General features: G+C 67.1%; 26 protein-coding genes. 12 read left to right on the top strand and 14 right to left on the bottom strand.

Annotated features, from left to right (window positions below):
* Position 1: 1 nt before the first annotated feature.
* The 4 genes from DI606_RS04875 to DI606_RS04890 all read right to left on the bottom strand — a co-directional run bounded on the left by DI606_RS04875 (position 2) and on the right by DI606_RS04890 (position 7,148).
* On the bottom strand, positions 2-4,198 hold the full coding sequence (locus DI606_RS04875; protein ID WP_293980244.1) for a translocation/assembly module TamB domain-containing protein: 4,197 nt from the start codon (positions 4,196-4,198) through the stop codon (positions 2-4).
* Positions 4,198-6,291, bottom strand: a complete 2,094-nt coding sequence (locus DI606_RS04880; protein WP_293980246.1) for an autotransporter assembly complex family protein — start codon at positions 6,289-6,291, stop codon at positions 4,198-4,200. Before DI606_RS04880 ends, DI606_RS04875 begins: the two co-directional genes overlap by 1 nt.
* A gap of 69 nt (positions 6,292-6,360) precedes the next feature.
* A complete protein-coding gene (locus tag DI606_RS04885) occupies positions 6,361-6,840 on the bottom strand; it encodes a DUF1465 family protein (protein ID WP_293980248.1) in 480 nt (159 codons plus the stop codon).
* A gap of 110 nt (positions 6,841-6,950) precedes the next feature.
* Positions 6,951-7,148: a DUF465 domain-containing protein gene (locus DI606_RS04890; RefSeq protein WP_293980250.1), complete on the bottom strand. Its 198-nt coding sequence runs from the start codon at positions 7,146-7,148 to the stop codon at positions 6,951-6,953.
* 169 nt (positions 7,149-7,317) lie between these two features.
* On the opposite strand from DI606_RS04890, the gene DI606_RS04895 reads away from it, so the two are divergent.
* The gene (locus DI606_RS04895; protein ID WP_293980351.1) at positions 7,318-7,476 is read left to right on the top strand and encodes a YdcH family protein; all 159 of its coding nucleotides are present in this window, start codon (positions 7,318-7,320) and stop codon (positions 7,474-7,476) included.
* A gap of 145 nt (positions 7,477-7,621) precedes the next feature.
* Here the strand turns inward: DI606_RS04895 and DI606_RS04900 are convergent, their stop codons facing one another.
* The 6 genes from DI606_RS04900 to DI606_RS04925 form a co-directional block, all read right to left on the bottom strand.
* Positions 7,622-7,993: a PilZ domain-containing protein gene (locus DI606_RS04900; protein ID WP_293980252.1), complete on the bottom strand. Its 372-nt coding sequence runs from the start codon at positions 7,991-7,993 to the stop codon at positions 7,622-7,624.
* A 68-nt stretch (positions 7,994-8,061) separates the two neighbouring features.
* Positions 8,062-8,526: an RNA polymerase-binding protein DksA gene (gene dksA, locus DI606_RS04905; RefSeq protein ID WP_293980253.1), complete on the bottom strand. Its 465-nt coding sequence runs from the start codon at positions 8,524-8,526 to the stop codon at positions 8,062-8,064.
* 165 nt (positions 8,527-8,691) lie between these two features.
* Positions 8,692-9,054, bottom strand: a complete 363-nt coding sequence (locus DI606_RS04910) for a hypothetical protein (RefSeq protein ID WP_293980254.1) — start codon at positions 9,052-9,054, stop codon at positions 8,692-8,694.
* A 3-nt stretch (positions 9,055-9,057) separates the two neighbouring features.
* Complete coding sequence (locus tag DI606_RS04915; protein WP_293980255.1) at positions 9,058-9,447, bottom strand: hypothetical protein; 390 nt, start codon at positions 9,445-9,447, stop codon at positions 9,058-9,060.
* Between the two features lie 144 nt (positions 9,448-9,591).
* On the bottom strand, positions 9,592-9,933 hold the full coding sequence (locus DI606_RS04920) for a hypothetical protein (RefSeq protein WP_293980256.1): 342 nt from the start codon (positions 9,931-9,933) through the stop codon (positions 9,592-9,594).
* A gap of 31 nt (positions 9,934-9,964) precedes the next feature.
* Positions 9,965-10,402 (bottom strand): host attachment family protein, encoded by a 438-nt coding sequence (locus tag DI606_RS04925; RefSeq protein WP_293980257.1) that lies wholly within the window; start codon positions 10,400-10,402, stop codon positions 9,965-9,967.
* A 94-nt stretch (positions 10,403-10,496) separates the two neighbouring features.
* Between DI606_RS04925 and serS the strand changes: the two genes are divergently transcribed.
* The 4 genes from serS to rimO all read left to right on the top strand — a co-directional run bounded on the left by serS (position 10,497) and on the right by rimO (position 15,455).
* Entirely contained in the window at positions 10,497-11,774 is a 1,278-nt protein-coding gene (gene serS, locus DI606_RS04930; protein WP_293980258.1) for a serine--tRNA ligase, read from the top strand.
* 110 nt (positions 11,775-11,884) lie between these two features.
* On the top strand, positions 11,885-12,985 hold the full coding sequence (locus tag DI606_RS04935; protein ID WP_293980260.1) for a M23 family metallopeptidase: 1,101 nt from the start codon (positions 11,885-11,887) through the stop codon (positions 12,983-12,985).
* A 29-nt stretch (positions 12,986-13,014) separates the two neighbouring features.
* A complete protein-coding gene (locus tag DI606_RS04940) occupies positions 13,015-14,028 on the top strand; it encodes a TrkA family potassium uptake protein (RefSeq protein WP_293980262.1) in 1,014 nt (337 codons plus the stop codon).
* A gap of 38 nt (positions 14,029-14,066) precedes the next feature.
* Positions 14,067-15,455 (top strand): 30S ribosomal protein S12 methylthiotransferase RimO, encoded by a 1,389-nt coding sequence (gene rimO / locus DI606_RS04945; RefSeq protein ID WP_293980264.1) that lies wholly within the window; start codon positions 14,067-14,069, stop codon positions 15,453-15,455.
* Here the strand turns inward: rimO and DI606_RS04950 are convergent, their stop codons facing one another.
* Both DI606_RS04950 and DI606_RS04955 read right to left on the bottom strand, forming a co-directional pair.
* Positions 15,456-16,280 (bottom strand): DUF4163 domain-containing protein, encoded by an 825-nt coding sequence (locus DI606_RS04950; RefSeq protein WP_293980266.1) that lies wholly within the window; start codon positions 16,278-16,280, stop codon positions 15,456-15,458.
* Entirely contained in the window at positions 16,280-16,480 is a 201-nt protein-coding gene (locus DI606_RS04955) for a hypothetical protein (protein WP_293980267.1), read from the bottom strand. Before DI606_RS04955 ends, DI606_RS04950 begins: the two co-directional genes overlap by 1 nt.
* 142 nt (positions 16,481-16,622) lie before the next feature.
* Here DI606_RS04955 and DI606_RS04960 point away from each other — a divergent pair, with 142 nt between their 5' ends.
* The 5 genes from DI606_RS04960 (at position 16,623) to DI606_RS04980 (ending at position 20,685) form a co-directional block, all read left to right on the top strand.
* Positions 16,623-18,020 carry a M17 family metallopeptidase gene (locus DI606_RS04960; protein ID WP_293980268.1) on the top strand — a complete coding sequence of 466 codons (1,398 nt, stop codon included), beginning with the start codon at positions 16,623-16,625 and terminating at the stop codon, positions 18,018-18,020.
* A 61-nt stretch (positions 18,021-18,081) separates the two neighbouring features.
* On the top strand, positions 18,082-18,480 hold the full coding sequence (locus DI606_RS04965; RefSeq protein WP_293980270.1) for a MarR family winged helix-turn-helix transcriptional regulator: 399 nt from the start codon (positions 18,082-18,084) through the stop codon (positions 18,478-18,480).
* Positions 18,440-19,348: a C40 family peptidase gene (locus DI606_RS04970; protein WP_293980272.1), complete on the top strand. Its 909-nt coding sequence runs from the start codon at positions 18,440-18,442 to the stop codon at positions 19,346-19,348. The genes DI606_RS04965 and DI606_RS04970 overlap by 41 nt, the downstream gene beginning before the upstream one ends.
* Positions 19,345-20,289: an N-acetyl-gamma-glutamyl-phosphate reductase gene (gene argC / locus DI606_RS04975; protein ID WP_293980274.1), complete on the top strand. Its 945-nt coding sequence runs from the start codon at positions 19,345-19,347 to the stop codon at positions 20,287-20,289. Before DI606_RS04970 ends, argC begins: the two co-directional genes overlap by 4 nt.
* Before the next feature lie 54 nt (positions 20,290-20,343).
* The gene (locus DI606_RS04980; RefSeq protein WP_293980275.1) at positions 20,344-20,685 is read left to right on the top strand and encodes a hypothetical protein; all 342 of its coding nucleotides are present in this window, start codon (positions 20,344-20,346) and stop codon (positions 20,683-20,685) included.
* A 21-nt stretch (positions 20,686-20,706) separates the two neighbouring features.
* On the opposite strand, the gene DI606_RS04985 is transcribed toward DI606_RS04980, so the two are convergent.
* Positions 20,707-20,916 (bottom strand): hypothetical protein, encoded by a 210-nt coding sequence (locus DI606_RS04985; protein ID WP_293980277.1) that lies wholly within the window; start codon positions 20,914-20,916, stop codon positions 20,707-20,709.
* Positions 20,917-21,148: 232 nt separating this feature from the next.
* On the opposite strand from DI606_RS04985, the gene DI606_RS04990 reads away from it, so the two are divergent.
* Together DI606_RS04990 and DI606_RS04995 are read left to right on the top strand one after the other, a co-directional pair.
* Entirely contained in the window at positions 21,149-21,325 is a 177-nt protein-coding gene (locus tag DI606_RS04990) for a hypothetical protein (RefSeq protein WP_293980278.1), read from the top strand.
* Between the two features lie 48 nt (positions 21,326-21,373).
* Entirely contained in the window at positions 21,374-22,699 is a 1,326-nt protein-coding gene (locus tag DI606_RS04995) for a sorbosone dehydrogenase family protein (protein ID WP_293980280.1), read from the top strand.
* Here the strand turns inward: DI606_RS04995 and DI606_RS05000 are convergent.
* Positions 22,696-23,514 (bottom strand): DUF815 domain-containing protein, encoded by an 819-nt coding sequence (locus DI606_RS05000; RefSeq protein WP_293980281.1) that lies wholly within the window; start codon positions 23,512-23,514, stop codon positions 22,696-22,698. The genes DI606_RS04995 and DI606_RS05000 overlap by 4 nt on opposite strands.
* Between the last annotated feature and the right edge of the window lie 47 nt (positions 23,515-23,561).

Consider the following 23,561-nt stretch of genomic DNA (forward strand, 5'->3'; position numbering starts at 1 on the left):
GTCAATAATCCTTGGAAATCCGCACGTTCGCGCTTTCGCGGCCGAGGGTGGAGATGGCGGCGAGCAGCGAAAGCCAGCGCGTCACCTGATATTCGATGCGAGTGGCGCTATAGCCCTGTCCATCGGTGATGAGTTCAACATAGGTCTTGCGCGTCAGATATTTGCCCGCCGCGATAGACGTGCCCTGCCCCTGGCTGGGATCGGCGGCGATGATGCGCAGCCGGTCCAGCCCCGCCGCCTTGCGCACCGCATTGATCGGGTCGAGGCCGCCCTGCCCTTGAAGCGATCCCACGGCGGACGCCAGTTGCAGCGCTTCGGGCGCGGACAGGTTGGTGATCGACGTGCCGAACAGGATGCGGGACAGAAGTTCGTCCTGCGGCAAAGCGGGCGTGCTGGTGAAGGTGATCTCGGGCTTGAGGCCGGTGCCGCCGACATGAATGGTGGCGTTGAGTTCGCTGACATTGGCTTCGGCGCTGATGTCCAGCGTAGGGTTGGTCGGCACCTTTCCATCGAAGAGGATATTGCCTTCGCGCAGGTCGAAGCGGCGACCGGCAAATTCATAATTGCCCCGCACCAGTTGCGCGCGACCCGCGATGGCGGGGTTAGTGACGTTGCCGCCGATGTCGAGGTCAGCCCGCCATTCGCTGTCGAGGCCGAGACCCGTCACCATCAGGCGGTTGCGCGCCCGCGCCTTGACGGCGAGCGTCCAGGGCACGGCGGTGCGGGGACGCTCGATCTCCTCGCCCCGGCGGTTGATTTCGATCACCTTGAGTTCGGGGATTTGCGCCACGGCGGCGGCGCGGCCCATGGTGAAGCGGCTGCGGTTGAGGACCAGATCGCCCGCGATGCTGCCGCCGACGCCATCGGACCGCAGGGCGATCGGTCCGGTGACGGTGGCGGCGATATCGTCCCGTTCGAGCAGCGCGGCATTGTCCGCCTGAAGCGAAAGATCCATGCCGACGCCCGCAATGCCGTTGAAGGTGAAGCGCCCCGTGCCGGTCACCGCGCCACCGTTGCGCGCGGTGGCCGTGAAACTGGAAAAGACGAGTTGCGCACCCGAAAAACGCCCGCGCGCCTGCACGTCGCGCAGCCTCATGCCCGTCACCGGGCTGACGATGGTGGCGCTGTCGGTCGAAAGCGTGCCGGTAATGACAGGCTGGCCCAGCGTGCCGTGCATGTCGGCGGAAACCGCAACCGGCCCGCCGATATCGACGATCTCCACCCCGGTCAGGCGCCAGAGCGTGTCGGCGGTGCCGTTGTAGCGCAGTTGCGCGAGGAACGGCGCGCGGTTCAGCCGGTCGACGAGGTTCGCGCCTGCGGGCAGAGGATGGATCAGCGCCTGCGCCCGCCCAATGGTCGCGCCGTTGGCAACGAAGACCATGCGCGTCGCCAGACGATCCGGCGTCAGGACCGCATTGACGCCGACATCCACCGGACGGCTGCTGAGCGACAGGCCGGAGCGCGACAGGCCCCGAATCCGCAGTTCCGCCTTGCCGGTAGGCATGGAGCCGTCACGCGGCTTCACATAGCTGAGCGATCCGGTGGCCAGGCCGCCCAGCCCCAGATTGTCATAGCCGATATCGAGCAGAGAGAGCGGAAGCCGCTGCATCCGCGCTTCCACATGGGTGGACGCAGCGCCCAGCTCGCCCCCCAATTGAAGCGACCCGCCCGCATAGGCGACGGTCGCAGGCGAAAGCCGCCACCCGTCCGACGTGCGGGTGAACAGCGCGGGACGATCCAGCCTTATCGCGCGATTGTCGATGGTGCCCTGCGCCGACAGGCGGATACGGTCGGGCGCGACCTGCGCCTCACCCTGTATGTCGAAGATGCGCCCGCGCTGACCGGACAGGCTCCCCTTGATCGTACCGCTACCGTCGGTCATCTGCGCATTGGCGGCAAAGCGTCCGAGCAGGACCCCGCCCACCCGCAGCCCACGCGCCTGCGCGGTCGCATTGACGGTCGTGCCAGACGGGTCGAGCAGGATCGTGCCATCGAGGCTGCCGCGGCGCACCGCGATGACGGTAGGGCCGTCGAAGCTCGCGTCGCTGGCGTTGAGTTTCAGCTGGATTTGCTGGACGCCCTCGACAGGGCGGAAGCCGATATAGCCGGTGACCGGCCCCATGACGCTCAACTGCCCATCCAGCCCGGCAGTGACGGGGCGAATGTCTCCGCTCGCCGTAACACCCGAAACGGTGAGGTTGGCGACATGCACCACCGCCTGCCCGCCCGGCGGCAACAGGATGGCACCGCGCCCGGTGAACGGTCCCAGCGTCGATCCGCCATTGGCGGTGTAGCTGTATCCGCTCGCGTCGGGGACAAGGTGCGCCCGCACCTCGCGAAGACCCAGCGCGTCGAGCGGGCGGGCGAGCGTCACGTCGATTTCGGGCTTTTCGATCAACCCGTCGAGCGTCAGGACGAGCGGCCCGTAGCGACCGTGCCGTCCGCTGCCCTCCAAGTGGACCGAGCCGTCGCGATGCCGCACGCCCCGCCCGGTCATCGCCATCAGCGGCGCGTTGAGCCGCATGTTCGTCAGCGCCAGTTCGCCGTTGGGCATCAGTTCCAGCCCGCTCCGCGCCGTGGGCAGGCCGCCGCCCAGCGACAGGAGAAAGCTGTTGTCGAGCCGGCGCAGCCGCGCGAATGCGGTTCCACTGAGGCCGAAGCTCCGGTCGGCGCGGGGGACGGCGCGCAGGCGGGATGTCAGGTCGACGACGCCCAGCCCCTTGATGAAAAGTCCATTGATCTGCCCGTCGAGGCCAAGGTCGTATCGTCCGCTCTCCAGGTCGACGATCATCGTCAATCGCCCTCGCAGCTTGTCGGAGCGGAACGGCATGGGGTTGCTGACGATCTGCTGCCCCTTGATTTGCAGCACGCCGTCGATCTGGAAATTGCGCGCGATTCCGGCGAGCAGATCGCCCTGCCCGTCGAGGCGCGTGGCGCGCAGGCTGAGTGGCACGAGCACGGGGCCGCGCCCGGTGCGGCCCTTGCCCTGCGCGCGCACGTCCCGGATCACCGTCTTGTCGAAGGCGATGTCCTTGGCGGTCAGCAGATATTCGTATCCCAGCGCGTCGAACGCGCCGTCGAGGCGAAGCTTTGCCGTCACGTCCCGGCCGCGCATGGTCTTGACCAGTGCCTGCGGCCGCGCGAGCCGTAGCGTCAGAAGCATGTTGTCGAGCGCGTTGTTGCGAAGATCGATGGCTCCGTCCGCGTCGAGGTCGAAGGCAGCGGAGCGGAGCGTGGCGCGTCCGTCGATCACCCGATCCACCAGCGTCCCGCTCGCTCGCACGGCAAGCCGCGGGTCGGCCATGCGCCGCAGGAGGCCGTTGCCCGCCATCGCCTTCCCCTCGACCGATCCGCGCGCGGAATAGGCGCCGCTGCGGGCCGCCAGAACGAAGTCGGCGGCGGGTACGGCGTCGAGCGTGGCGGAAAGGCGACCGTCCCAGCGCGTCCAGCTGCCCTTGCCCTCGATGCGCAGATTGGCGGCCTGTCGAAGGCCCGCCATTGTCCCCAGCACGCCGCCCTTGGGGGCATTGACCGTCACGTCGAGCGAGAAGCGATCGTCGTCCGGGCGGCTGTCGAGCGCTATGGCCAGCAGGTCGCCTCCGCCCACGGTACGAGCCGTCAGGTCGATGACCGCCCTGCCGCCGCGAATGTCCGCGTCGCCCGCCATGGTGACGGTCTGTGCCCTGCCGGTGATGGCAGGCGCGATGCTAAGCCGCCCGACCGAAAACTGCATCAGGCGGATGTCGAATCCGGGCAGGATCGGCCCGCGCCGCTGCGTGGGATTGAGCCTGGGCAGTTTGTGGAGCGTGGCGCTCGGTATGGCCAGCCGGTCGATGTCGAGCCGGTTGGACGCCCAGGCGAAGGGAAACCAGTCCAACTCGACACGCGGGGCGTCGAAGAACAGCCCCTTGGGATCGGAAAGCGTCAGGTTGCGCAGCACTGCCCGGCGATAGATGCTGCCTTCGATGCTGCCGACCGTGATGCGCAGGCCAGAGGGGGACTTGATCGTGGCGACGCGGCTGGCGAGGAAGCGATGCCCCGGCGCGGTGTCGAGCCAGACGAGCGCGCCGACGACGATGACCAGCAACGCCGCCAGGATCGCCGCCACCCAGCGTTGCCAGCGCCCATCCCACGCGCGGCGCGGCTTTACGACGGGCGCGGGCGGCGGCGGGACGGGCGGGTTCACCTCTTCGTCCATCAGAAGGCCTGCCCCAGCGAAACATAGACCGCGACCTTGGGATCGCCCGACTGAGGATTGATCGGCGTGCCCACATCGACGCGGATCGGGCCGAAGCTGCTGTAATAGCGCACGCCGAGCCCCGCGCCCACGCGCAAATCCCTGAAGCGCGGCAGGAAGGTGGTGGAGATATTGCCCGCGTCGATGAAAGGCACGACGCCGAAATTGCCGAACTTGACCCGCGCCTCCAGCGAGAATTCGGCGAGGCTCTTGCCGCCCACCGGATTGTCGTTGGGGCCAAAGCGCGGGCCGATCGCCTGATAGCCGTAGCCGCGCACCGATGCGCCCCCCCCTGCGTAGAAGCGCCGCGACGGCGCGATCTGGTCGACGGTCGAACCCAGGATCGTGCCGAAGCGGGTACGGGCGGCGATGACGGTGCGATCGTTCACCGGCTGGTAGATGCTGCCGTCGAGTTGCACTCTTGTATAGCCGAATGTCTTGTTCTGGAATGACAGTTCGGGGCTGATGCGACCGCCGAGGCGAAAGCCGCTGCTGGGGTTGAGCAGGTCGTCGCTACCGTCGTAGGTCAGGCTGACGGGCGCCGCGGCGATCAGGAACGTGCGGCGCGCGCCGCCCGAAAAGGCATCCGCTTCGTCTGAGGCGATGAGTTCGCCGCCGATGCGCCACACCCACTTCTTCTGGAAGAGAATGTTCGTCTGCCGCTCCAGAAATCCCGACAGGTTGATGGTCCGCGCGTCATAGGCGTCGCGGCGAATGTTGCTGATCGACAGCAGGCCGGTCAACACATTGTCGCGCCGTTTGAAATTGCTGCGGCGGTAGGTGAAGGAAGCGGTCTGCTCCTGCGTGCCGACGACACCGCGCAGGGTCACGGCGCCTTCGGGCGGGAAGAGGTTGCGATGCTGCCAGCTGACTGCCGCGCGGTAGCCTTCGCCCGTCCCATAGCCCAGTTCGCCCGCCACCGTGCGCAGGGGAGCCGGGCGCATCGCCACGTCGAGGTCGACATGGTCGCCATCGCCCGCCTCGACAGGCTTGAGGCTGACCGATGACACGAGCCCGGTCGCGACGATGGCGCGGCGCAGGTCCTCCACGTCCGAGGCGGTATAGGTATCGCCCGATTTGAAACGGGCGATTTCCTGCACATGATGGGCGTCGAAAAGCTGGTCGTCGGCCAGTCGGATCGCGCCGAACCGGCGGAAGCCGCCGGGGGCCACGATCATATCGAGGTCGCCCTTGCGCTCCTCATGGTCGATGCGCACTTCCGGTTCGTCGACGCGGGCGAAGGGGAAACCGCTGTCGGCGAGCTTGTCGGAAAGCGCATCGCGGCCCGCAAGGATCGCATCCGCATCGACCGGATCGCCGACCTTGGGCGGGAAGGCCGCGCGCAGAGCCGCTTCGCGATCCCCGGTTTCGGCAAGCCCGATGATGTCGACGGACTCGAGCAGATATTGCGTACCGGGCACCACGTCGAAGCGGACGGCCAGCCGGTCGCCCGACGGCGTCACCGCGCTGCGGATGCGTGCGGCATAATAGCCCTTCGCCCGCAACAACCGCTCCAGCAGATCGCGGTCTTCGGCGACGCGGCGGTTGATCTGGGCAAGGTTGGCGGTCTTGCCCTGCCCGGCCTTGAGCGCGGAAAGCTGGTCGAAGCGCGAGGAAAACTGCGCGTCTGCGATGGCGTCGATGCCGGCAAGCTGCACGCCATAGCGTCGTTCCTCGCCGGCATCGGTCGGGGCCGGATCGGCGGTCGATGCAGGGGCCGCTTCGGCGGGCGAGAACGGATCGGCGCCCGCCTGCTGGACCGGGGCGCTATCGGGCGCGGACGGGGCCTGAACCTGCGTGTCGGCGGGATCGGGCGGCAGCGGTGCAACGGTGTCGGGCTGCCCCATGTCGGGCCAGTCGACACCGATGTCGGGCATGGCGTCGAGCGGCTGGTCAGTCGACGGCGCGGCTCCCCGGACCGCCCCGCTTTGCAAGACCGGGGCCTGTTGCGCGGACGCAGCGCAGGGCACGCCCAGCAGCAGCGGCGCGATCAGGAGCCGGGCGGGATGCGGTCGGCCAGAGAAGCGGCGTCGGGTCCGCACACCATCGGTCATCGCGCCGGTCTAGTGCGAATCGAGGCCGGAGGAAATATCTGTCGACACGGCAAACGCGGCAAAACGCGCTCAGAAAGACTGGTTGAGACGGTCGAGCAGCGCGCGCGCGGGACTGGCGTCGGGCGCATCCCCCTCGCACATCATCCGGTCCAGGCGATCCTGAAGCCGCGCGACCCGGTCATAGAGATCCTGGCTGCCGTCGATCAGGGCGCGGGCGGCAAAGGCAAATCCCTCGGACTGGGCCGGTTCGGTCAGCGCCGCGCGGCCCAACCGGTATTTTTCGCACGACAGGTCGGCATCGCCGATCTCGCCCCGCTGCCAGGCGCGCTGGCTGAGCAGCCAGGCGATGACATGCATGAGACGGGTCGTGACCTTGAGGGATTCGCAAGCGAAGGCGACACGGCGCAGCGGGTCCCCCGCTCCTTCGTCACCGCGGCTGCCCTTGTCGAAATAGGTCCGCGCTTCTTCCGCCATCAGCATCGCCTCGCCATAAAGGCTATCGACAAGCCGACGATGAAGGCCGCGATCGAGAAAGGCTGCGTTGGGCATGATCGTCCAGATGCCACAGTCCGCGTCGTCTGTCAGGTGTGCGCGCCCAGCCTTTTACGCGCTGTCCCATTTGGGATCGCTATCGACAACCCACTGCCATGACGCTTCGTTCAGGCGATGATGTCCGGGACCAGCGCGTCTTCCAACATGGCGATTTCGTCGCGCAGCCGCAGCTTGCGCTTCTTGAGCCGGGCGATCTGCATCTGGTCGCTGGAACCCGCATCCGCGAGGGCGGCAATCGCGCTGTCGAGGTCGCGATGCTCGACCCGCAGCAGTTCGAGGCGGCGCATGATTTCTTCCTGGCTCATCGCGCCCCTTCACGTCGCTTGGCTTTGCCCGTCCCGTTGATAGCGGCGCGATCGCAAGCGGACCATCGCAAATTTCAGGGCAGCCCGCCGCAAAGCGCGATTCGTCGCGAGACAGCGAGCGCGAATCATGATCTATTTCGTCATCCATCACCCTCGTAAGGAGAATGTCATGGAAAACAGCCACGTTTCAGCCCTTTCAGCCAAGCATGCCGGCCTCGATGCCCGAATCAAGGCGGAGACGAGTCGTCCCATGCCCGACGCCCTGTTGGTCGCATCGCTCAAGAAGCAGAAATTGCGGCTTAAGGAAGAGATGTCGGCGCAGCACTGACGCTCATCAGATACAGCGCGGCGACGATCGGACCGGATGGGGTCCGACGCCGTCCGTGCGGCGCGGACCCGCCATACGGGACGCATTAAAGCCCCGGACCGAACGTATCGGCGGGGCTTTTTCACGAAATGAACGAAAAGTGGGCTCAGCGGCGCCTGGCGCGCATGTCCAATATTCTCAGATAATCCGGCATCATGGGCTGGGTGCTGTTGCCGACCGGCTTGCGGGCGAGTTGCGGGTCGATGGGCTCGTCGAAGGCGACGCCGATCTTTTCCTCCCGCGCCCAGGCGACGGTTCCGGCCACCTGCCCGACGCCACGCAGATCGCAGCGGATACGGACATCGGCGGGGATCGCCCGTTCGCAATCGGCCATCAGGCCGGTCGCGGACAGGTTGCGCACCCGCGCCCTGCCCAGCGATACGCCTTCGGGCGTGGAAATGGTGGTCAGCAAAAACAGGCTGTCGCGCGGCGCGGACCGTGCCGGACCCCGATCGGAAATATCGTCCTCGTCGCTCATTTACGTCGCCTGCCGTTGCTACCCATTATATTTGGGCCGCAATCTAGGACGACGATGTCGACAAAGGGTTAATCGTCGCGGGAAATCTTTTCCTGCCGTTCGTGCCGTTCCTGCGCCTCGACAGTCATGGTCGCGATGGGACGGGCTTCGAGGCGACCGAGCGAAATGGGCTCGCCGGTCACTTCGCAATAGCCATATTCGCCCTCGTCGATGCGGCGCAGGGCGGCGTCGATCTTGGAAATGAGCTTGCGCTGGCGGTCGCGGGTGCGCAGTTCGATCGACCAGTCGGTCTCGCTCGATGCGCGGTCGTTGAGATCGGGTTCGCGCAGCGGCTCGTTCTGGAGGACGGCGAGCGTGCCTTCCGCTTCTGCGAGGATCTGCTTCTTCCAGTCCCAGAGACGCTGGCGAAAATATTCCAGCTGCAACGGGTTCATGAAGTCTTCGTCAGCCGACGGGCGGTAATCAGCCGGAAGAGTGACGGTCGATTTGGGCGGCTTTTCACCGTCTTTATCGGAATTCAGCACCGATGCCATCTGGCTCTCCGACTCGAAGGGCTTCCCGGCGCTTGATGTGTCCGGGCGCCCATGACTTGATTGTGCGCGCCTCATAGCCATCGCCGGGGGACGACACAAGCGGGCAATCCACTGTTTGCACAGGGGTTCGCAGGATGCTGGCGAGTCCCCCGTCGGGCAACAGGCTTAACGCCGTCCTACCGCGCCGTGCCATAACGGGACGTTAACCATATCGCTTGAGCAGAAACGCCGAAACCGCTCGACTTCGACCGTCGATTCAGAGTTAACGGCATTGCAGTTAACGCTTTCTTTTGCGTTCTTACGCATAGGCAAATCCCTATCAGTAATCGCTTCGCTTTTTACGTGGCGATTACTGAGGGGCAACAAGACAAGAGTGGACCCTATGTCGGTACGGATGGCCTTGGCAAAATTATGCGCCTGCACCTGCGGCGGCGCGATCATCGGCGGTGGGGCGGTGCATGTCGCGGAAAGCGCGCGACCGGCAGTGGTCCACAGTTCGAAGGCCAGCACCAAGGCGGCGCCGCGCAAGCGCTATGCCGTCCGCACCGTGAAACGCAAGGTGGTGAGGACCGTGGCGACCTGCGCGCCGCAGACGGTGACGGTCACCAGCCAGCCCGGCCCTGTCCCCCTCCCCGCGCCCATGGCCGCCCCGGAAATGCCGGTCGTGTCCGGTGGCGGCGCAGTGCCGGTGGTGCTGGGCGGCGGGGGCTTCGGCGGATTGGGCGGCGGCGGGTTCGTCGGCGGCTTCTTCGGTGGCGGCGGGGGCAGCGGCGGCGGATCGGTCGTGATTTCCTCCACCAGCAGTTCGACCGGCGGCATCAGCAGTTCGACCAGTTCCACCACGGGCGGCGTATCGACATCCACCGGCGGGGTTTCCACGTCCACCGGCGGCGTGTCGACGTCGAGCGGGAACGTCTCCACCTCGTCTGGTAACGTCTCGACATCCTCGGGCAATGTGTCGACCTCTTCGGGCGTCAGCTCCAGTTCCTCGTCCTCTTCCAGCTCCAGCTCGTCCTCATCCTCCAGTTCCTCTTCGTCGAGCAGTTCGGGTGGCGGGAAGCCGGGTCACGGGTCGAGCGGTAGCAGCGGATCGAGCGGCAGTTCGTCATCCTCCAGCGGCAGTTCCTCGTCGGGCGGATCGTCCAGCTTCGGCAGCAGCGGATCGACGGGCAGCACATCGTCATCGTCTTCGTCGAGCAGTTCCTCCTCCTCTTCATCGTCCAGCAGTTCGAGCGGCGGGCCTCCGACGAGCACGGGGGGCACCGACGTTCCCGCGCCGCCGATGGTGCTGCTGTTCGGGGCAGCCGCCGCAGCGCTCGTCGCACGCCGCCGCTTTGCCGAGCGAAAGGCGAAGTCCGTCGCCTGAAGCGTTATGGCAGGCGCATGAAAAAGGGCGGCTTCCTTCAAAAGGAGCCGCCCATTTTCGTTGTTACGCCGATCAACTGGCCGCGATCAGCTTCTCGATCTCGGGCACCGGATGGTTGGTCAGGTCCTTGGCGATCTCCCCCACCAGCCGGGCCTGCACTTCCTTGTGCAGATGCTTGCGCATTTCGCCGAGCGCGGTCGGCGGCGCGACGATGATGAGCTTTTCATAGTCGTTGGCGAAGGCGCGGCGTTTCAGCAGGTCGGCGGCTTGCGCGGCGAAGCGCTGTTCGGCCTGTTCGTGAAAGTCGTTTTCCCCCATCGTACCGGACTGGGTTCCGGTGCTGGAGGATTGGCCCGCCCGGTCCGACGCCTGGTCGAGATGGGAGGGATTATCCTGCTGCTGCACCGCTTCGGCTTCGAGGTTGGGATAGTCGCCGTCGCCCTTGTTGCGGAAGAACAACAGCTTGCGCCCGTCCGCCACCAGCACCATCGCGTCATGATCGATCCGCATCGTCCGTCTCCTTGTTATCGCGGGATGAAAGCGACCAACGGGCCAGCGGGCGCAGGGTTGCGTGGGATCGTGCGGAACGGCATAGGGCGCAACCATGCACGACATCCGTTTCATCCGGGAAAACCCCGCCGCTTTCGATGCCGCCCTCGCTCGCCGGGGGCTCGACCCGCTGTCGGTGGAAATCCTGGCGATCGATGAGAAGAGCCGGGGGATCAAGACCGAATTGCAGCAGGGTCAGGCACGCCGGAACGAGGCGAGCAAGCTGATCGGGCAGGCGATGGCGGCCAAGGACAGCGCGACCGCCGACGCGCTGAAGGCTGAGGTCGCGGCATTGAAGGACCGGCTCCCCGTGCTGGAGGCGGAGGACCGGGAGACGGGCGAAGCGCTGACCGCGATGCTGGCGGCGATCCCCAACCTGCCCGCCGACGATGTGCCGCAGGGCGCGGACGAGGCGGGCAATGTCGAGCTGAGCCGCTGGGGCGAGATGCGCACGTTCGATTTTACGCCGCAGGACCATGCCGATTTCGGCCCAGCGCTGGGACTGGATTTCGAAGGCGGGGCCGCGCTGTCGGGCGCGCGCTTTACGGCGCTGCGCGGACAGATGGCGCGGCTGCACCGCGCATTGGCGCAATTTATGCTCGATACGCAAACCGGCACGAACGGCTATGAGGAAACCGCCGTGCCGCTGCTGGTGCGGGACGAAGCGCTGTTCGGGACGGGGCAGTTGCCCAAGTTCGCGGACGACCTGTTCAGGACCACCGACGGGCGCTGGCTGATCCCCACCGCCGAAGTCTCGCTCACCAATCTCGTTGCGCAGCAGATCGTGGCGACGGAGAGCCTGCCGATGCGGCTGACGGCGCTGACGCCCTGCTTCCGGTCGGAAGCGGGATCGGCGGGGCGCGATACGCGCGGCTTCATCCGGCAGCATCAGTTCGAGAAGGTCGAGCTGATCGCGATCTGCGCACCCGAGCAGTCGGAGGCCGAGCATGAGCGGATGTGCGCGGCGGCGGAGGGCATCCTCCAGGCGTTGAAGCTGCCCTATCGCAAGATGCTGCTGTGCACGGGCGACATGGGCTTTGGCGCGCGCAAGACCTACGACCTCGAAGTCTGGCTGCCGAGCCAGAATTGCTATCGCGAGATCAGTTCGGTGTCCAACTGCGGCGACTTCCAGGCGCGGCGGATGAATGCGCGCTACAAGCCCGAGGGGGAGAAGGCGACGCGGTTCCTGCACACCCTTAACGGATCGGGCCTTGCGGTGGGGCGGACGCTGGTCGCGGTGCTGGAGAATTACCAGCAGGCCGACGGCAGCGTCGCCGTGCCCGAAATACTGGTCCCCTATATGGGTGGAGCGACGGCCTTGACGCCGCGCTGAGACAGCGAAGTAGACAGTTGAACGCAGTTTCGCGGAAGCACTCTTAGTTAGCTAACTAACGGTTCGGGAAAGCGCTGGAATGCAGGGACGGTTGGGGTAGAAGAAGCGCGATGCCGTCCTTGCGCCTTTCGTTATTGCCGGTGGGGCCATTGATGCTGGCCGCCTGCATTCCCGCCGAAACCGAGCGGGCGACGCCGCCCCCTGCCCCGGCGCCGCGATCTGTCGCTCCTGCCCCCGCTCCGGCCCCCGCCCCCGCTCCGCTTCCTGTCTCCGCACCGGCCGTGGGCGCGTCCGGCGCGACGCTGGCGGAGCCGGAGCCGGTGTGGCAGGCGCAAAGGGTGGTACGAACCGCGCGGCGGGTGGAGCCGTCCACGCATGTCGTGCAGCAAGGCGAAACGGTGCGCATCGTCGCCGAGCGCACGGGCGCGGGGTTAGAGGCGATTGCGCGAGCCAATGGCCTAACCCCGCCCTACACGCTGCGGCCCGGTCAGCGACTGGCCATTCCGGGCGGGCGCTATCATCCGGTGGCGGCGGGCGAGACGGGAATTGCCATAGCCGCAGCCTATGGCGTGCCGTGGCGTGCCATCGTGGACGCGAACGGGTTGGCCGAACCTTATATACTGCGCCGGGGCCAGCGGCTGTTGCTGCCCGAAGCGGCGACCGGGCGAGCGCAGAGCATCGAGCAGCGCGCCGCCGCCTTCCGCATCGATATCGACGATGTGCTGACCGGGGGGCAGCCCGCCCTGTCCGAAGCGACGCCCCGGATCGCAGCGAAGGCGAGCGCGCGGCCCCTGCCCGCCGATATGCCCATCGTCGAACCCGCGCGCTTCGCCGGGAGCTTCGGCTGGCCGGCGAGCGGGCCGATCCTGTCGCGCTTCGGGCCGGGCGAAGGCGGGGCGAAGAACAACGGCATCGACATCGCGGTGACGCAGGGCACGCCGTTCCGCGCGGCGGCGGACGGGGTGGTCGCCTATGCCGGGGACAGGGTGGCGGTGTTCGGCGGGCTGGTGCTCATCAACCATGGCGGCGGCTGGGTCAGCGCCTACGGCCATGCGAGCCGCGTCGACGTGGTGCGCGGGCAGAAGGTGACCAAGGGGCAGGCGATCGGCCTGACCGGCGACACCGGCTATGCCGCGCGGCCCAAGCTGCATTTCGAATTGCGCAAGGACCGGGTTCCGGTCGATCCGCTCACCCGGCTGCCGCCCCTGTGAGGATCGACGATGCCCAAAGGCGGCCCGACATGGCCGGGTTCCTGCGGCGGCGGTCCTCGCTGCCGCTATGGGCGGACCTCGCCTGGCGGCTGGCGCTGGTCACCGGGCTCATCACGCTGGTGCTGGCGCTGCACTGGATCGGGCGCGCGGGGCTGAAGGACAATTACGACGACCAGATCAGCTTCATCGACGTGCTGTACTTCACCACCGTGACGGTCACCACCGTGGGCTATGGCGACATCGTGCCGGTGACGCCGGAAGCGCGGCTGTTCGAGGCGATCTTCGTGACGCCGATCCGCCTGTTCGTCTGGATCATCTTCCTCGGCACGGCCTATAACCTCTTTTTCCGCAATATCTTTTACAGGTGGCGCATGGCGCGTATTCAGGCCGATCTGCAAAATCACATCGTCGTCACCGGGTTCGGCACCAGCGGGCAGGAAGCGGTGGGCGAATTGCTGGCGCGCGGCACCGACCCGCGCAAGATCGTCGTGATCGACGGCAGCGACACGGCGCTCGCCCGCGCGGAGGAACTGGGCTGCAACATCCTGTGCGGCGATTCGACGCGGGACCGCACGCTCAAGGACGTGGCGATCCACCGGGCGAACAGCATGATCGTATCGGCGGGACGGGACGACACGTCGATCCTCATCACCTTGACCGCCCGGCATCTGGCGCCGCGCCTGCCCATCAGCATCGTCGTGCGCAACGAGGACAACGAACTGCCCGCGCGACAGGCAGGCGCGACCACGGTCATCAATCCCGTCAGCTTTGCCGGGCTGCTGCTGGCCGGGAGCACGAGCGGGCGGCATATCGCCGACTATATGGCGGATCTGGCCGCGTCGGGCGGGCGCGTGAAGCTCAACGAACGGATGGTCCTGCCCGAAGAGATCGGCGGGCCGCTGTCGGCGATCCGCACCGGACTTGGCGTGCGCATCTATCGTGAGGACCGGCCCATCGGCTTCTGGGAGCCGGAGGCGCAGACGCTGCGCACCGGCGACTGCATCATCGAAATCGCGAACGGGGAACCGCCGCCACGGGACTGACGCAAACGGCCCCCGTGACATTGCGCGCAAAAAACCCTATGTGCGCGCCGATCATGGCAACCAAAATCCCCGAACCGCCGAAAGTCGGCATGGTGTCGCTCGGCTGTCCGAAGAATCTGGTCGATTCCGAACGCATCCTCACCAAGCTGCGATCCGACGGCTACCAGATGTCCGCCGATTATGCCGGCGCGGACGTGGTGCTGGTCAACACCTGCGGCTTCCTCGATTCGGCAAAGGAAGAATCGCTCGAAGCCATCGGCGAAGCCATCGCGGAGAACGGCCGCGTCATCGTGACCGGGTGCATGGGGGACGAGGCGGACGTGATCCGCGCGAAATTCCCGCAGGTGCTGGCCGTCACCGGCGCGCATCAATATGAGCAGGTGGTCAACGCGGTGCACGACGCATCGCCGCCCGTGCCCAACGCCTTCGTCGACCTGGTGCCCGAAGGGGGCCTGAAGCTGACGCCGCGCCATTACAGCTATCTCAAGATTTCCGAGGGCTGCAACCATCGTTGCTCCTTCTGCATCATCCCCTCGATCCGCGGCGACCTGGTGTCGCGGCGCATCGACGCGGTGCTGCGCGAGGCGGAAAAGCTGGTCGCGGCGGGCACGCGGGAATTGCTGGTCATCAGCCAGGACACGTCTGCCTACGGCGTCGACGTGCGGCACGAACCGCGCCAGTGGAAGGGGCAGGAGGTGCGCACGCACATGACCGACCTTGCCCGCGCGCTGGGCCAATTGCGCACGGCGGAGGGACGCGCGCCATGGGTGCGGCTGCACTATGTCTACCCCTACCCCCATGTCGATCATGTCGTGCCGCTGATGGCCGACGGGCTGTTGACCCCCTATCTCGACATTCCGTTCCAGCACGCGGCGCCGAGTGTGCTCAAGGCGATGAAGCGGCCCGCGAACGAGGCGAAGGTGCTGGATCGCATCCGCAAATGGCGCGGCATCTGCCCCGACATCGCGATCCGGTCGAGCTTCGTGGTGGGCTTCCCCGGCGAAACGGAAGCGGACTTCCAGTATCTGCTCGACTGGCTGGACGAAGCGCAGCTCGACCGCGTGGGTGCGTTCCGCTTCGAACCGGTGGAAGGCGCGGCGGCCAACCTGCTCGATGGCGCGGTGCCCGATGAGGTCAAGGAAGAACGCTACCAGCGTATCATGGAAAAGACCGCCGCGATCAGCGCCGCCAAGCTCGCCGCCAAGGTGGGCCGCGTACTGCCGGTCATCGTCGACGAGGTGGGCGAACCGGACGAGGAAGACGGTTCGGTCGGCGCGACCGCGCGCAGCCAGGCCGATGCGCCGGAGATCGACGGCAACGTCTTCCTGCGCGATGTCGGCGCGGGCCTGAAACAGGGCGACATGATCGACGTAGAGATCGAGGATGCGGACGAGCACGACCTTTATGGCGTGCCCGTCGCGCCCTGATCATCCGCCGACGAAGGCGTCCTGATATTCGGTCTTGATCGCCTTGCGCAGGGCAGCGTCGATGGGGACGACGACATCGTAGGCCCCTTCCGAATAGGGCCCGGCATTATAGGGACCGACGACTACGGTGAAGCTGTCGACCAGCTTGCCGTCCTTCGACGTGGGGACAAGCACCTGCTCCATGGGATTGATGCAGGCGTCGAACGGGTCGTCGCTGGGCACGACCGGCGCTCCGCGCTTTTCGGCGCGCTGGCGGTCGAGTTCGGCGCAGAAGGGCTTGGTGATGGCGTCCTTGAACGCCTGGGGCGAGGTCATCAGCGCCTTGACCGCCGTTTCGCGCTGACGCTCCTTGTCCCAGAGCAGCACGTCATAGCCGGTCATCCCGTGCGCGCCGCCGGTATAGGCGTAGTTTTGCGACTGGAGCGCGAGGAAACGGGGCGTGTCGGCAGAGGCGGTCCAGATGATGCTGAGATCGTGCCCGCGGAACGGGAAGCCCGAGGATTTGGCTGCCGCGCTGTCCTCCTTCGCCATCTTGAGCGCGTCGGCCTTCGCGCTGTCCATCTGCCGGCGGAACTTGTCCACCAGCGTCGGGATGGCGGCGGCGGAAGCGGGATAGGCGAAGGAAAATTCCAGGAATTCGCCCTTGTCCTCGACCTTGAACGCCTTGGCCGGGGGCGCGGGCGGCGGGGTGCCGGTCATGCGTTCCGCCAGATGCCGCGCGGCGGCGTTGTCCGCCGCGTTGCCGGTGGGCGCGTCCTGCCTCTGCGAACAGGCCGCGACGCTCAGCGCCAGTGCGGCGGTCGCCGCGCACCCCGCCAGACGCATCAGTGGGCCTGCGCCGCGCGGCAACGCTCGGCAATCGCCTTGCGCGCATAGTCGCTGTCGAGCGCGCGGCCCACATTGGACCAGCCCTCCGCGATCAGCGCCTGCTGCACCGCGTGGCTGTTATCGAACGCGCCGCTTTCCGCGAGCGCATAGGCGCGCGCGCGAGCGGCCTGAAGGCTACGATCGTCACCGGTCATCATCGTCCATCTCCTTGGGTCTTATGGTTGCCAAGCTAGGACGGCGGGGCGCCGCGCGCAAAGGGAGATTTGGCTGTCCGTGCATCGCGCGAGACAAAAACTTTGCGCTTTCCACGGGCAGCCGCTTGCTCCTACACCCGTCGGCATGATCGATCCCGCCGACCTGCTCAAAGCCGATAACCAGCAACCAGCCCATATGATCCACCTCGTCGATGCCACGCACCTCGACGCTTGGATCGGCGCTCAGCCGGACGGAGTGCGCGCGCTGGTCGCGGCGCAGAAATTCCGGGGCAAGGCGCATGAACATGCGATCCTGCCGGGCGACACGGCGGAGCATTGGGCGGTGGTCGCAGGCGTCGCGGATCGCGAAGCGCTCGGCCCATGGTGCCTCGCGCGGCTGGCCGAAACGCTGCCCGAGGGTGCGTATCGGCTGGCGGAAGGATCGCCCGGCGCGGCGGCGCTCGGCTGGCTGACGGGGCAATATCGGTTCGGGCGCTACCGCAAGGAGGATCACCCGGTCGGGCCGCGCGTGCTGCTGACCGGGGACGTCGCGCGGATCGACCCGACCGTGCAGCTGGCGCGGGCGGTGGCGACGGTGCGCGACCTCGTCAACACGCCCGCCGCCGACATGGGGCCGCCCGATTTGCAGGCGGCGGTGGAAAAGCTGGCGGCCGCATTCGGCGCGACCGTCACAGTGACGCAGGGCGATGCGCTGGAGCAGGGCTATCCCATGATCCACGCCGTCGGGCGGGCCGCCGACCGGGCGTTCGCCCCGCGCCTCATCGAACTCCATTGGGGCGAGGACGACCATCCGCGCCTGGCCCTGGTCGGCAAGGGCATCTGTTTCGACAGCGGCGGGCTGGACATCAAGCCGTCCGCCGGGATGCGTCTCATGAAAAAGGACATGGGCGGCGCGGCCCATGCGCTGGCGCTGGCCCAGCTCGTCATGGCAGCGGGGCTGCCGGTGCAGCTCCACCTCGCCATCGCGGCGGCGGAAAATGCGATAAGCGGCAACGCCTTCCGCCCCGGCGACGTGCTGCACACGCGCAAGGGGATCACGGTCGAGATCGGCAATACCGATGCCGAAGGGCGGCTGGTGCTGGGCGACGCGCTGACCAAAGTGGGCGAGGATGCGCCCGACCTGGTGATCGATTTCGCGACGCTGACCGGCGCGGCGCGCGTGGCGGTGGGGCCGGACCTGCCTGCCCTCTTCGCCAACGACGACGCGCTCGCGGCGCAGGTCGCGGCGGCGGGGACCGAAGTCGACGACCCGACATGGCGGCTGCCGCTGTGGGACGGCTATGCCGAAATGCTGAAGTCCGACATCGCCGACATCAGCAATGCAGGCGAAGGCGGGTTCGCAGGCGCGATCACGGCGGCGCTGTTCCTGAAGCGCTTCGTGCCCGAAGGAACGCCCTGGTTGCACCTCGACACATTCGCATGGCGACCGACAGCGAAGCCGGGGCGGCCCAAGGGGGGCGAAGCGTTGGGGCTGAGGGCCGTTTTTAGATTGCTGCAGCAACGTTACGGCAGAAAAGGATAAGCAGTCGCAATACCGCCTGTCCGTTACGCAACCGGATTGGCAATGGCGCGTTAAGCCGCACATGAACGCGCAGACCGCTACCATCGAAATCGAGCGACCGGGCATCCAGCCTCTGGGCCAGTGGATGCGTACGCTGGTCGATTATGTCCGATCGGGCAAGCCCGACCTTACCAACCGGCAGATGGCCCTCATGATGACGGTCTATATCGGTTCCGGACCGCACACCGTGCGTGGCCTGGCCGAGGAACTGCATGTATCCAAACCGGTCATCACCCGAGCGCTGAACAAGCTGTCGGCGCTCGGCTATCTTCGACGGGAAAGGGATGCGGCGGATCGCCGCAATATTTTCATCACCCGGACGAGCAAGGGGGCGGAATTCCTTGACGCCTTTCACCATTTCATCGCAGGAACCGCGCGCGATGAAAGGCAATCAAGACCCGCTGCGGACCGCTCCGCCTGAAAGAACCCGTTTCCACCTCGATGGCCGGTCGGTAGCGCTCGACCGCCGGGTTCATGCGGCGCGCGGCGACCTTGCCGACCTGTCGCTCGCGGGCACGCTTTTCTCCGCCCATTATGCGCGCGCCGTCCCGCTGACCTGCGTCGCGGCAGGAACGCCGCTATTGTCCTCCACATCGCCCACCGCCGAAGCCGTCAGCGAATTGCTGCGCGGGGAAAGCTTTCACGCGCTCGACGTGACGACCGACTGGGCCTGGGGCTTTTGCGGTCATGACGGCTATGTGGGCTATGTGCGGCGCGAGGCGCTGGACGTGTGGGAGACGACGACCCACCGCGTGACCGCGCAGACCGCGCCGCTGTTCCGCGCGCCCGATATCAAGGCGCCCGTCGCCGACTACTGGCCGCGCGGTGCGCAGGTATCGGGCGAAGCGGAGGGCGATTTCCTCGCCTGCGCCGAAGGATGGCTGCACATGCGGCATATCGCGCCGGTCGATAGCATCGCAAAGGACTGGGTAGCGGTGGCGCAATCCTATGGCGGGATGCCCTATGTCTGGGGCGGGCGCGGGCATCGCGGCATCGATTGCTCCGGCCTCGTGCAGGTCGCGCTGGCAAGCGCGGGCATCGCCGCGCCGCGCGACACCGACCTGCAATGCGAAGGGATCGGATCGCCCATCGACAGCGAAGCCGGGTTGCAGCGGGGCGACATCCTGTTCTTCCCCGGCCATGTCGGAATCATGATCGACGGCGCGACGCTGCTCCACGCCAACGCGCACTGGATGGCGGTGGTCGAGGAATCTCTGGCCGACGTCGTCGCGCGACTGGCGGGCACCCATGCGCAACCGGTCATTGCGCGGCGGAGGATAGGCGCATGACGACGAAGGTCTTTATCGACGGCGGGCACGGAACCACCGGCATCGAAATTGCCGAGCGGCTGGCGGGGCGGCCCGAACTGTCGATCATCACCGTGCCGCAGGAGCGCCGCCGCGATGCGGGCGCGCGGGCCGAAGCGCTCAACGGCGCGAATATCGTCATCCTGTGCCTGCCCGACGATGCCGCGCGGGAAGCCGTGGCGCTGATCGACAACGGCACCACGCGGGTGATCGACGCATCCACCGCACATCGGGTAAGCGAGGGGTGGACCTATGGCTTTCCCGAACTGGAGCCGGGCCATCGCGAACGGCTGGCGCAGAGCCGCCTCGTCGCCAATCCGGGCTGTTGGCCCACCGGTTTCCTGGCGCTGGTGCGCCCGCTGGTGATGGCGGGCCTGCTGCCCGAAGACCTGCCGGTGACGGTATCCGGCGCATCGGGCTATTCGGGCGGCGGCAAGGCGATGATCGCCGATTATGAAGCGGTCGACGCCGATGCCAGCGCGTTTCGCCCCTATGGCCTGACGCTGGCTCACAAGCATCTGCCCGAAATGCAGCGTCATTCGGGCCTTGCCCATGCGCCGATCTTCGCCCCTGCGGTCGCGAACACGTATCGCGGGATGATCGTCGAAGTGCCGCTGCACCTCCACGCCCTGCCCGGCGCGCCTTCGGTCGAACAGGTGCATGACGCGCTGGCGGCGGCCTATGCCGGGTCGCCCATAGTTGCGGTCGCCCCGATGGAGGATAGCGCCGCAATGACCGGCGTCGCCATCGAGCATGTCGGCGCGACCGACCGGCTGGAGCTTTTCGTGTTCGGCAACGCGCAGAGCGGCCAGGTGCGGCTGGTGGCGGCGCTCGACAATCTGGGCAAGGGCGCGGCGGGCGCGGCGGTACAGAACCTCAACATTCTGGCGGGATTGCCGGAGACGGCGGGACTGCGCCTGTAGCGCGCCGGGCGGTGGGATTGGCTGCAAAGCCTGTCCGGTGCTAAGGCTGGCGCGATGATCGTCGCCGTCCTCTCCGCCCTGTTCGTCCTGACGATAGCCGGCCTCGCGGTGCGCGCCAACCGGCGCCTGCGCCATCACGACAGCCTGCCGATGCAATGGTCGCTCGGCGGCGAGGTCAACTGGACCGCGCCGCGCGCCGTGGCGCTCAGCTTGATGCCGGTGCTGGCGGCCGGGATGATGGGGTTCGTCACGGTCATGGCGCTGACGATGGGGCCAAGGCCGGGGCAGGAGAATCAGGTGCTGCCTGTCACCGTCCTCATCGGCACGATGCTGGTCGCGGCGCAATGGCTTCACCTGTGGCTGATCGGGAAGACGTGGGACAAGACCGACGACTAACGTCGGGCGCGTGCCCACCGATCAATGCACCGTGCCGACCGCTTCCCGGCACGCGAGCACGACGATCAGACGCTCGATCTGGCGCCAGTGGCAGAAGGTGATGTGGTTGCCGAGGTCGAGGCTTTTGTCCGCACGGGCCGCCGCCTCGTAACCCGCATTGGCACCGAATTGTGCCATGAGATCGGCAGCGTCCTCGAAGCTGCGGCGATCCGCGACATAAGGCAAATACATGCAAACCCCGCTCTCGTGGCGTCGCCCCACCGCGACCCTGCCAGCGCCGCACCTGCATCAATTTTCATGCCAGATCAAGCGTTTGGCGGCCAAAGCCGGATACGAAAGTGAAGGCGCGGTTAGCCATGTCCCGCGCAGGGACGCACTGTCCTGCATCGGGACCGCCCGTCCCGCTCCGGCACGGCGCGCAAGCCCCTTGCGCGCGCGCGGGGCGGCGTGGCAAGGCCGCAGCATGAAGGGCAAAGACAGCAAGAATCCCACCGGCGCGGGCGCGATCATCGCGCTGTCGATCATCGCGGGCACCATCGTCGGCGGCCTGATGGGACAACCGAGCATCGGCCTGTTGACCGGCACTGCGCTGGGCGTGGCCATCGCCGTGCTGCTGTGGTTGCGCGAACGCAACGGGTAGCGCGCGCTGCCGCTTGCCGCGTGCCCCCGCGACGCATAGATAGGCGGCATGAAGAAGCATTTCATCGCCCTGCCGCTCATTGCGATCGCCCTTGCCGGGGGCGCTTTCCTCTATCTGGCGCAGGGCGACACCGCCCAGTTGCCGCCGGGCGCGGACACGGGGCCGGAGCCGGTGTTCACCGCGCCGCGCAGCGAGATGCTGCCCACGGTCAACATCGCCGAGGTAAAGCCATGGGGTGCGAACGCCAAACCGGTAGCGGCCAAGGGGCTGACCGTCGCCCGCTTTGCCGACGGGCTGGCGCATCCGCGCGCGATGCTGAAACTGCCCAACGGCGATATCCTCGTCGCCGAAACGAACAGCCCGCCCCGGCCCGAAAAGGGTATCGTCGACCGGGTGATGGCCTATTTCATGAAGAAGGCGGGCGCAGGCGTGCCGTCAGCCAATCGCATCACGCTGCTGCGCGATGCCGATGGCGACGGCCGGGCGGAGGTGAAGAGCGTGTTCCTCACCGGACTGCGCTCTCCTTACGGCATGGCTCTGATCGGCGATACGCTCTACGTCGCGAACACCGATTCGCTGATGGCCTTCCCCTATAAGGAGGGCGAGACGAAGATTGAGGGCAAGGGCCGCAAGATCATCGACCTGCCCGCGCAGGGACCCAATTATCACTGGACCAAGAGCCTCGCGGCCAGCCCCGAGGGGCTGCTCTATGTCGGGGTCGGATCGAACAGCAACATCGCCGAAAACGGGCTGGAGATGGAGCGCGGGCGCGCCCTGGTGCTGGAAGTCAATCCGAAGACGGGGTATAAACGCATCTTCGCATCCGGGCTGCGCAATCCCGTCGGCCTTGCCTTCGAACCCAAGAGCGGCGCGTTGTGGGGCGTGGTCAACGAACGCGACATGCTGGGCGGCGACCTCGTCCCCGACTATCTGACGCGGGTGGAGTTCGGCGCGTTCTATGGATGGCCGTGGAATTACTGGGGCGGTTACGAGGATCGCCGGGTCCAGCCGCAGCGCCCCGAAATCCGCGAATATACCAAGCGGCCCGACTATGCGCTGGGCAACCATGTCGCCGCGCTGGGCCTTGCCTTCACCGACAAGGTGCAGTTGGGCGCGCCCTACACCGACGGTGCGTTCGTCGGCCTGCACGGCAGCTGGAACCGCAAGCCCGCGGCGGGATACAAGGTCGTCTATGTCGGCTTTACCGATGGCGAGACCGGGAAGGCGAAGCCCGTCGACATCCTGACCGGCTTCCTCGACAAGGACGGCAACGCGCAGGGACGCCCGGTCGACGTAACCGGCGACGCGAAGGGCGCGCTGCTGGTCAGCGACGATGTGGGCAACACGATCTGGCGCGTGACGAAAGCGCGTTAGACCGAAAGGCCGTTCCGCCCCGCCAGTTCGACCACATATTGCCACGCGACGCGGCCCGAGCGGCTGCCCCGCTGCGTCGCCCATCGGATCGCCTCGAGCGGATCGAAGGCAAGACCGAGGCGGTCGGCATAGCCGCGCACGATGGCGACATAGGCGTCCTGGTCGATGGCGTGGAAGCCGAGGCTGAGGCCGAAGCGGTCGGACAGCGCCATCTTGTCGTCGATTACATCGCGCGGATTGATGGGATCGTCCTGTTCGGCCAGATTCCGGGGGACGATGTGACGGCGGTTGGACGTGACGTAGAGCCGGACATTGGCCGGACGCGCCGCCGTGCCGCCCTGAAGCAGCGAACGGAGCGCGCGCGCCTGCCCCCCGCCCTCCCCGTCGAAACCGAGATCGTCGAGGAAGAGGATGAAAGGCCGCGCGGTGGTGCGCAGCAGGGTGAAGAGCGCGGGCAGGCTGGCGAGTTCGTCGATCGCGCACTGCATCAGCGCGATGTCCTGCCCCTGCCCCTGCACATGGCCGACGACCGCCGCCACCGCCGCCGACTTGCCCGTGCCCCGCGCCCCCCACAGCAGCGCGTCATGGGCGGCGTGGCCCGCGGCATGGCGGCGGGTGTTGTCCAGCAGCGCCTGTTTCTGCGCGTCGATGCCCGACAGCAGCGCATAGTCGACCGGCGCGAACGGATCGACCGCACGCACGCTGCGCCCGTCCCAGACATAGGCGGGCGCGGCGGCAAGATCGGCGGGCGCAGGCGGGGGCGGCGCGATACGGTCCAGAGCGTCTGCGATGCGGGCGAGAAGAGCGTCGGTCATGGCAAAGGGGCTTAGGGCCGCCGCCCGGCCCCGGCAAGGTCGCACGC

The organism is Sphingobium sp. (genome assembly GCF_003248505.1).
Classification (GTDB): Bacteria; Pseudomonadota; Alphaproteobacteria; order Sphingomonadales; family Sphingomonadaceae; genus Sphingobium.

Coding starts and splice junctions, on each gene's coding strand:
- DI606_RS04875 (WP_293980244.1), bottom strand. CDS start 4,198: ATGGACGAAGAGGTGAACCCGCCCGTCCCGCCGCCGCCCGCGCCCGTC.
- DI606_RS04880 (WP_293980246.1), bottom strand. CDS start 6,291: ATGACCGATGGTGTGCGGACCCGACGCCGCTTCTCTGGCCGACCGCAT.
- DI606_RS04885 (WP_293980248.1), bottom strand. CDS start 6,840: ATGCCCAACGCAGCCTTTCTCGATCGCGGCCTTCATCGTCGGCTTGTC.
- DI606_RS04890 (WP_293980250.1), bottom strand. CDS start 7,148: ATGAGCCAGGAAGAAATCATGCGCCGCCTCGAACTGCTGCGGGTCGAG.
- DI606_RS04895 (WP_293980351.1), top strand. CDS start 7,318: ATGGAAAACAGCCACGTTTCAGCCCTTTCAGCCAAGCATGCCGGCCTC.
- DI606_RS04900 (WP_293980252.1), bottom strand. CDS start 7,993: ATGAGCGACGAGGACGATATTTCCGATCGGGGTCCGGCACGGTCCGCG.
- dksA (WP_293980253.1), bottom strand. CDS start 8,526: ATGGCATCGGTGCTGAATTCCGATAAAGACGGTGAAAAGCCGCCCAAA.
- DI606_RS04925 (WP_293980257.1), bottom strand. CDS start 10,402: ATGCGGATCGATCATGACGCGATGGTGCTGGTGGCGGACGGGCGCAAG.
- serS (WP_293980258.1), top strand. CDS start 10,497: ATGCACGACATCCGTTTCATCCGGGAAAACCCCGCCGCTTTCGATGCC.
- DI606_RS04935 (WP_293980260.1), top strand. CDS start 11,885: ATGCCGTCCTTGCGCCTTTCGTTATTGCCGGTGGGGCCATTGATGCTG.
- DI606_RS04940 (WP_293980262.1), top strand. CDS start 13,015: ATGGCCGGGTTCCTGCGGCGGCGGTCCTCGCTGCCGCTATGGGCGGAC.
- rimO (WP_293980264.1), top strand. CDS start 14,067: ATGTGCGCGCCGATCATGGCAACCAAAATCCCCGAACCGCCGAAAGTC.
- DI606_RS04950 (WP_293980266.1), bottom strand. CDS start 16,280: ATGCGTCTGGCGGGGTGCGCGGCGACCGCCGCACTGGCGCTGAGCGTC.
- DI606_RS04955 (WP_293980267.1), bottom strand. CDS start 16,480: ATGATGACCGGTGACGATCGTAGCCTTCAGGCCGCTCGCGCGCGCGCC.
- DI606_RS04960 (WP_293980268.1), top strand. CDS start 16,623: ATGATCGATCCCGCCGACCTGCTCAAAGCCGATAACCAGCAACCAGCC.
- DI606_RS04965 (WP_293980270.1), top strand. CDS start 18,082: ATGAACGCGCAGACCGCTACCATCGAAATCGAGCGACCGGGCATCCAG.
- DI606_RS04970 (WP_293980272.1), top strand. CDS start 18,440: ATGAAAGGCAATCAAGACCCGCTGCGGACCGCTCCGCCTGAAAGAACC.
- argC (WP_293980274.1), top strand. CDS start 19,345: ATGACGACGAAGGTCTTTATCGACGGCGGGCACGGAACCACCGGCATC.
- DI606_RS04980 (WP_293980275.1), top strand. CDS start 20,344: ATGATCGTCGCCGTCCTCTCCGCCCTGTTCGTCCTGACGATAGCCGGC.
- DI606_RS04985 (WP_293980277.1), bottom strand. CDS start 20,916: ATGTATTTGCCTTATGTCGCGGATCGCCGCAGCTTCGAGGACGCTGCC.
- DI606_RS04990 (WP_293980278.1), top strand. CDS start 21,149: ATGAAGGGCAAAGACAGCAAGAATCCCACCGGCGCGGGCGCGATCATC.
- DI606_RS04995 (WP_293980280.1), top strand. CDS start 21,374: ATGAAGAAGCATTTCATCGCCCTGCCGCTCATTGCGATCGCCCTTGCC.
- DI606_RS05000 (WP_293980281.1), bottom strand. CDS start 23,514: ATGACCGACGCTCTTCTCGCCCGCATCGCAGACGCTCTGGACCGTATC.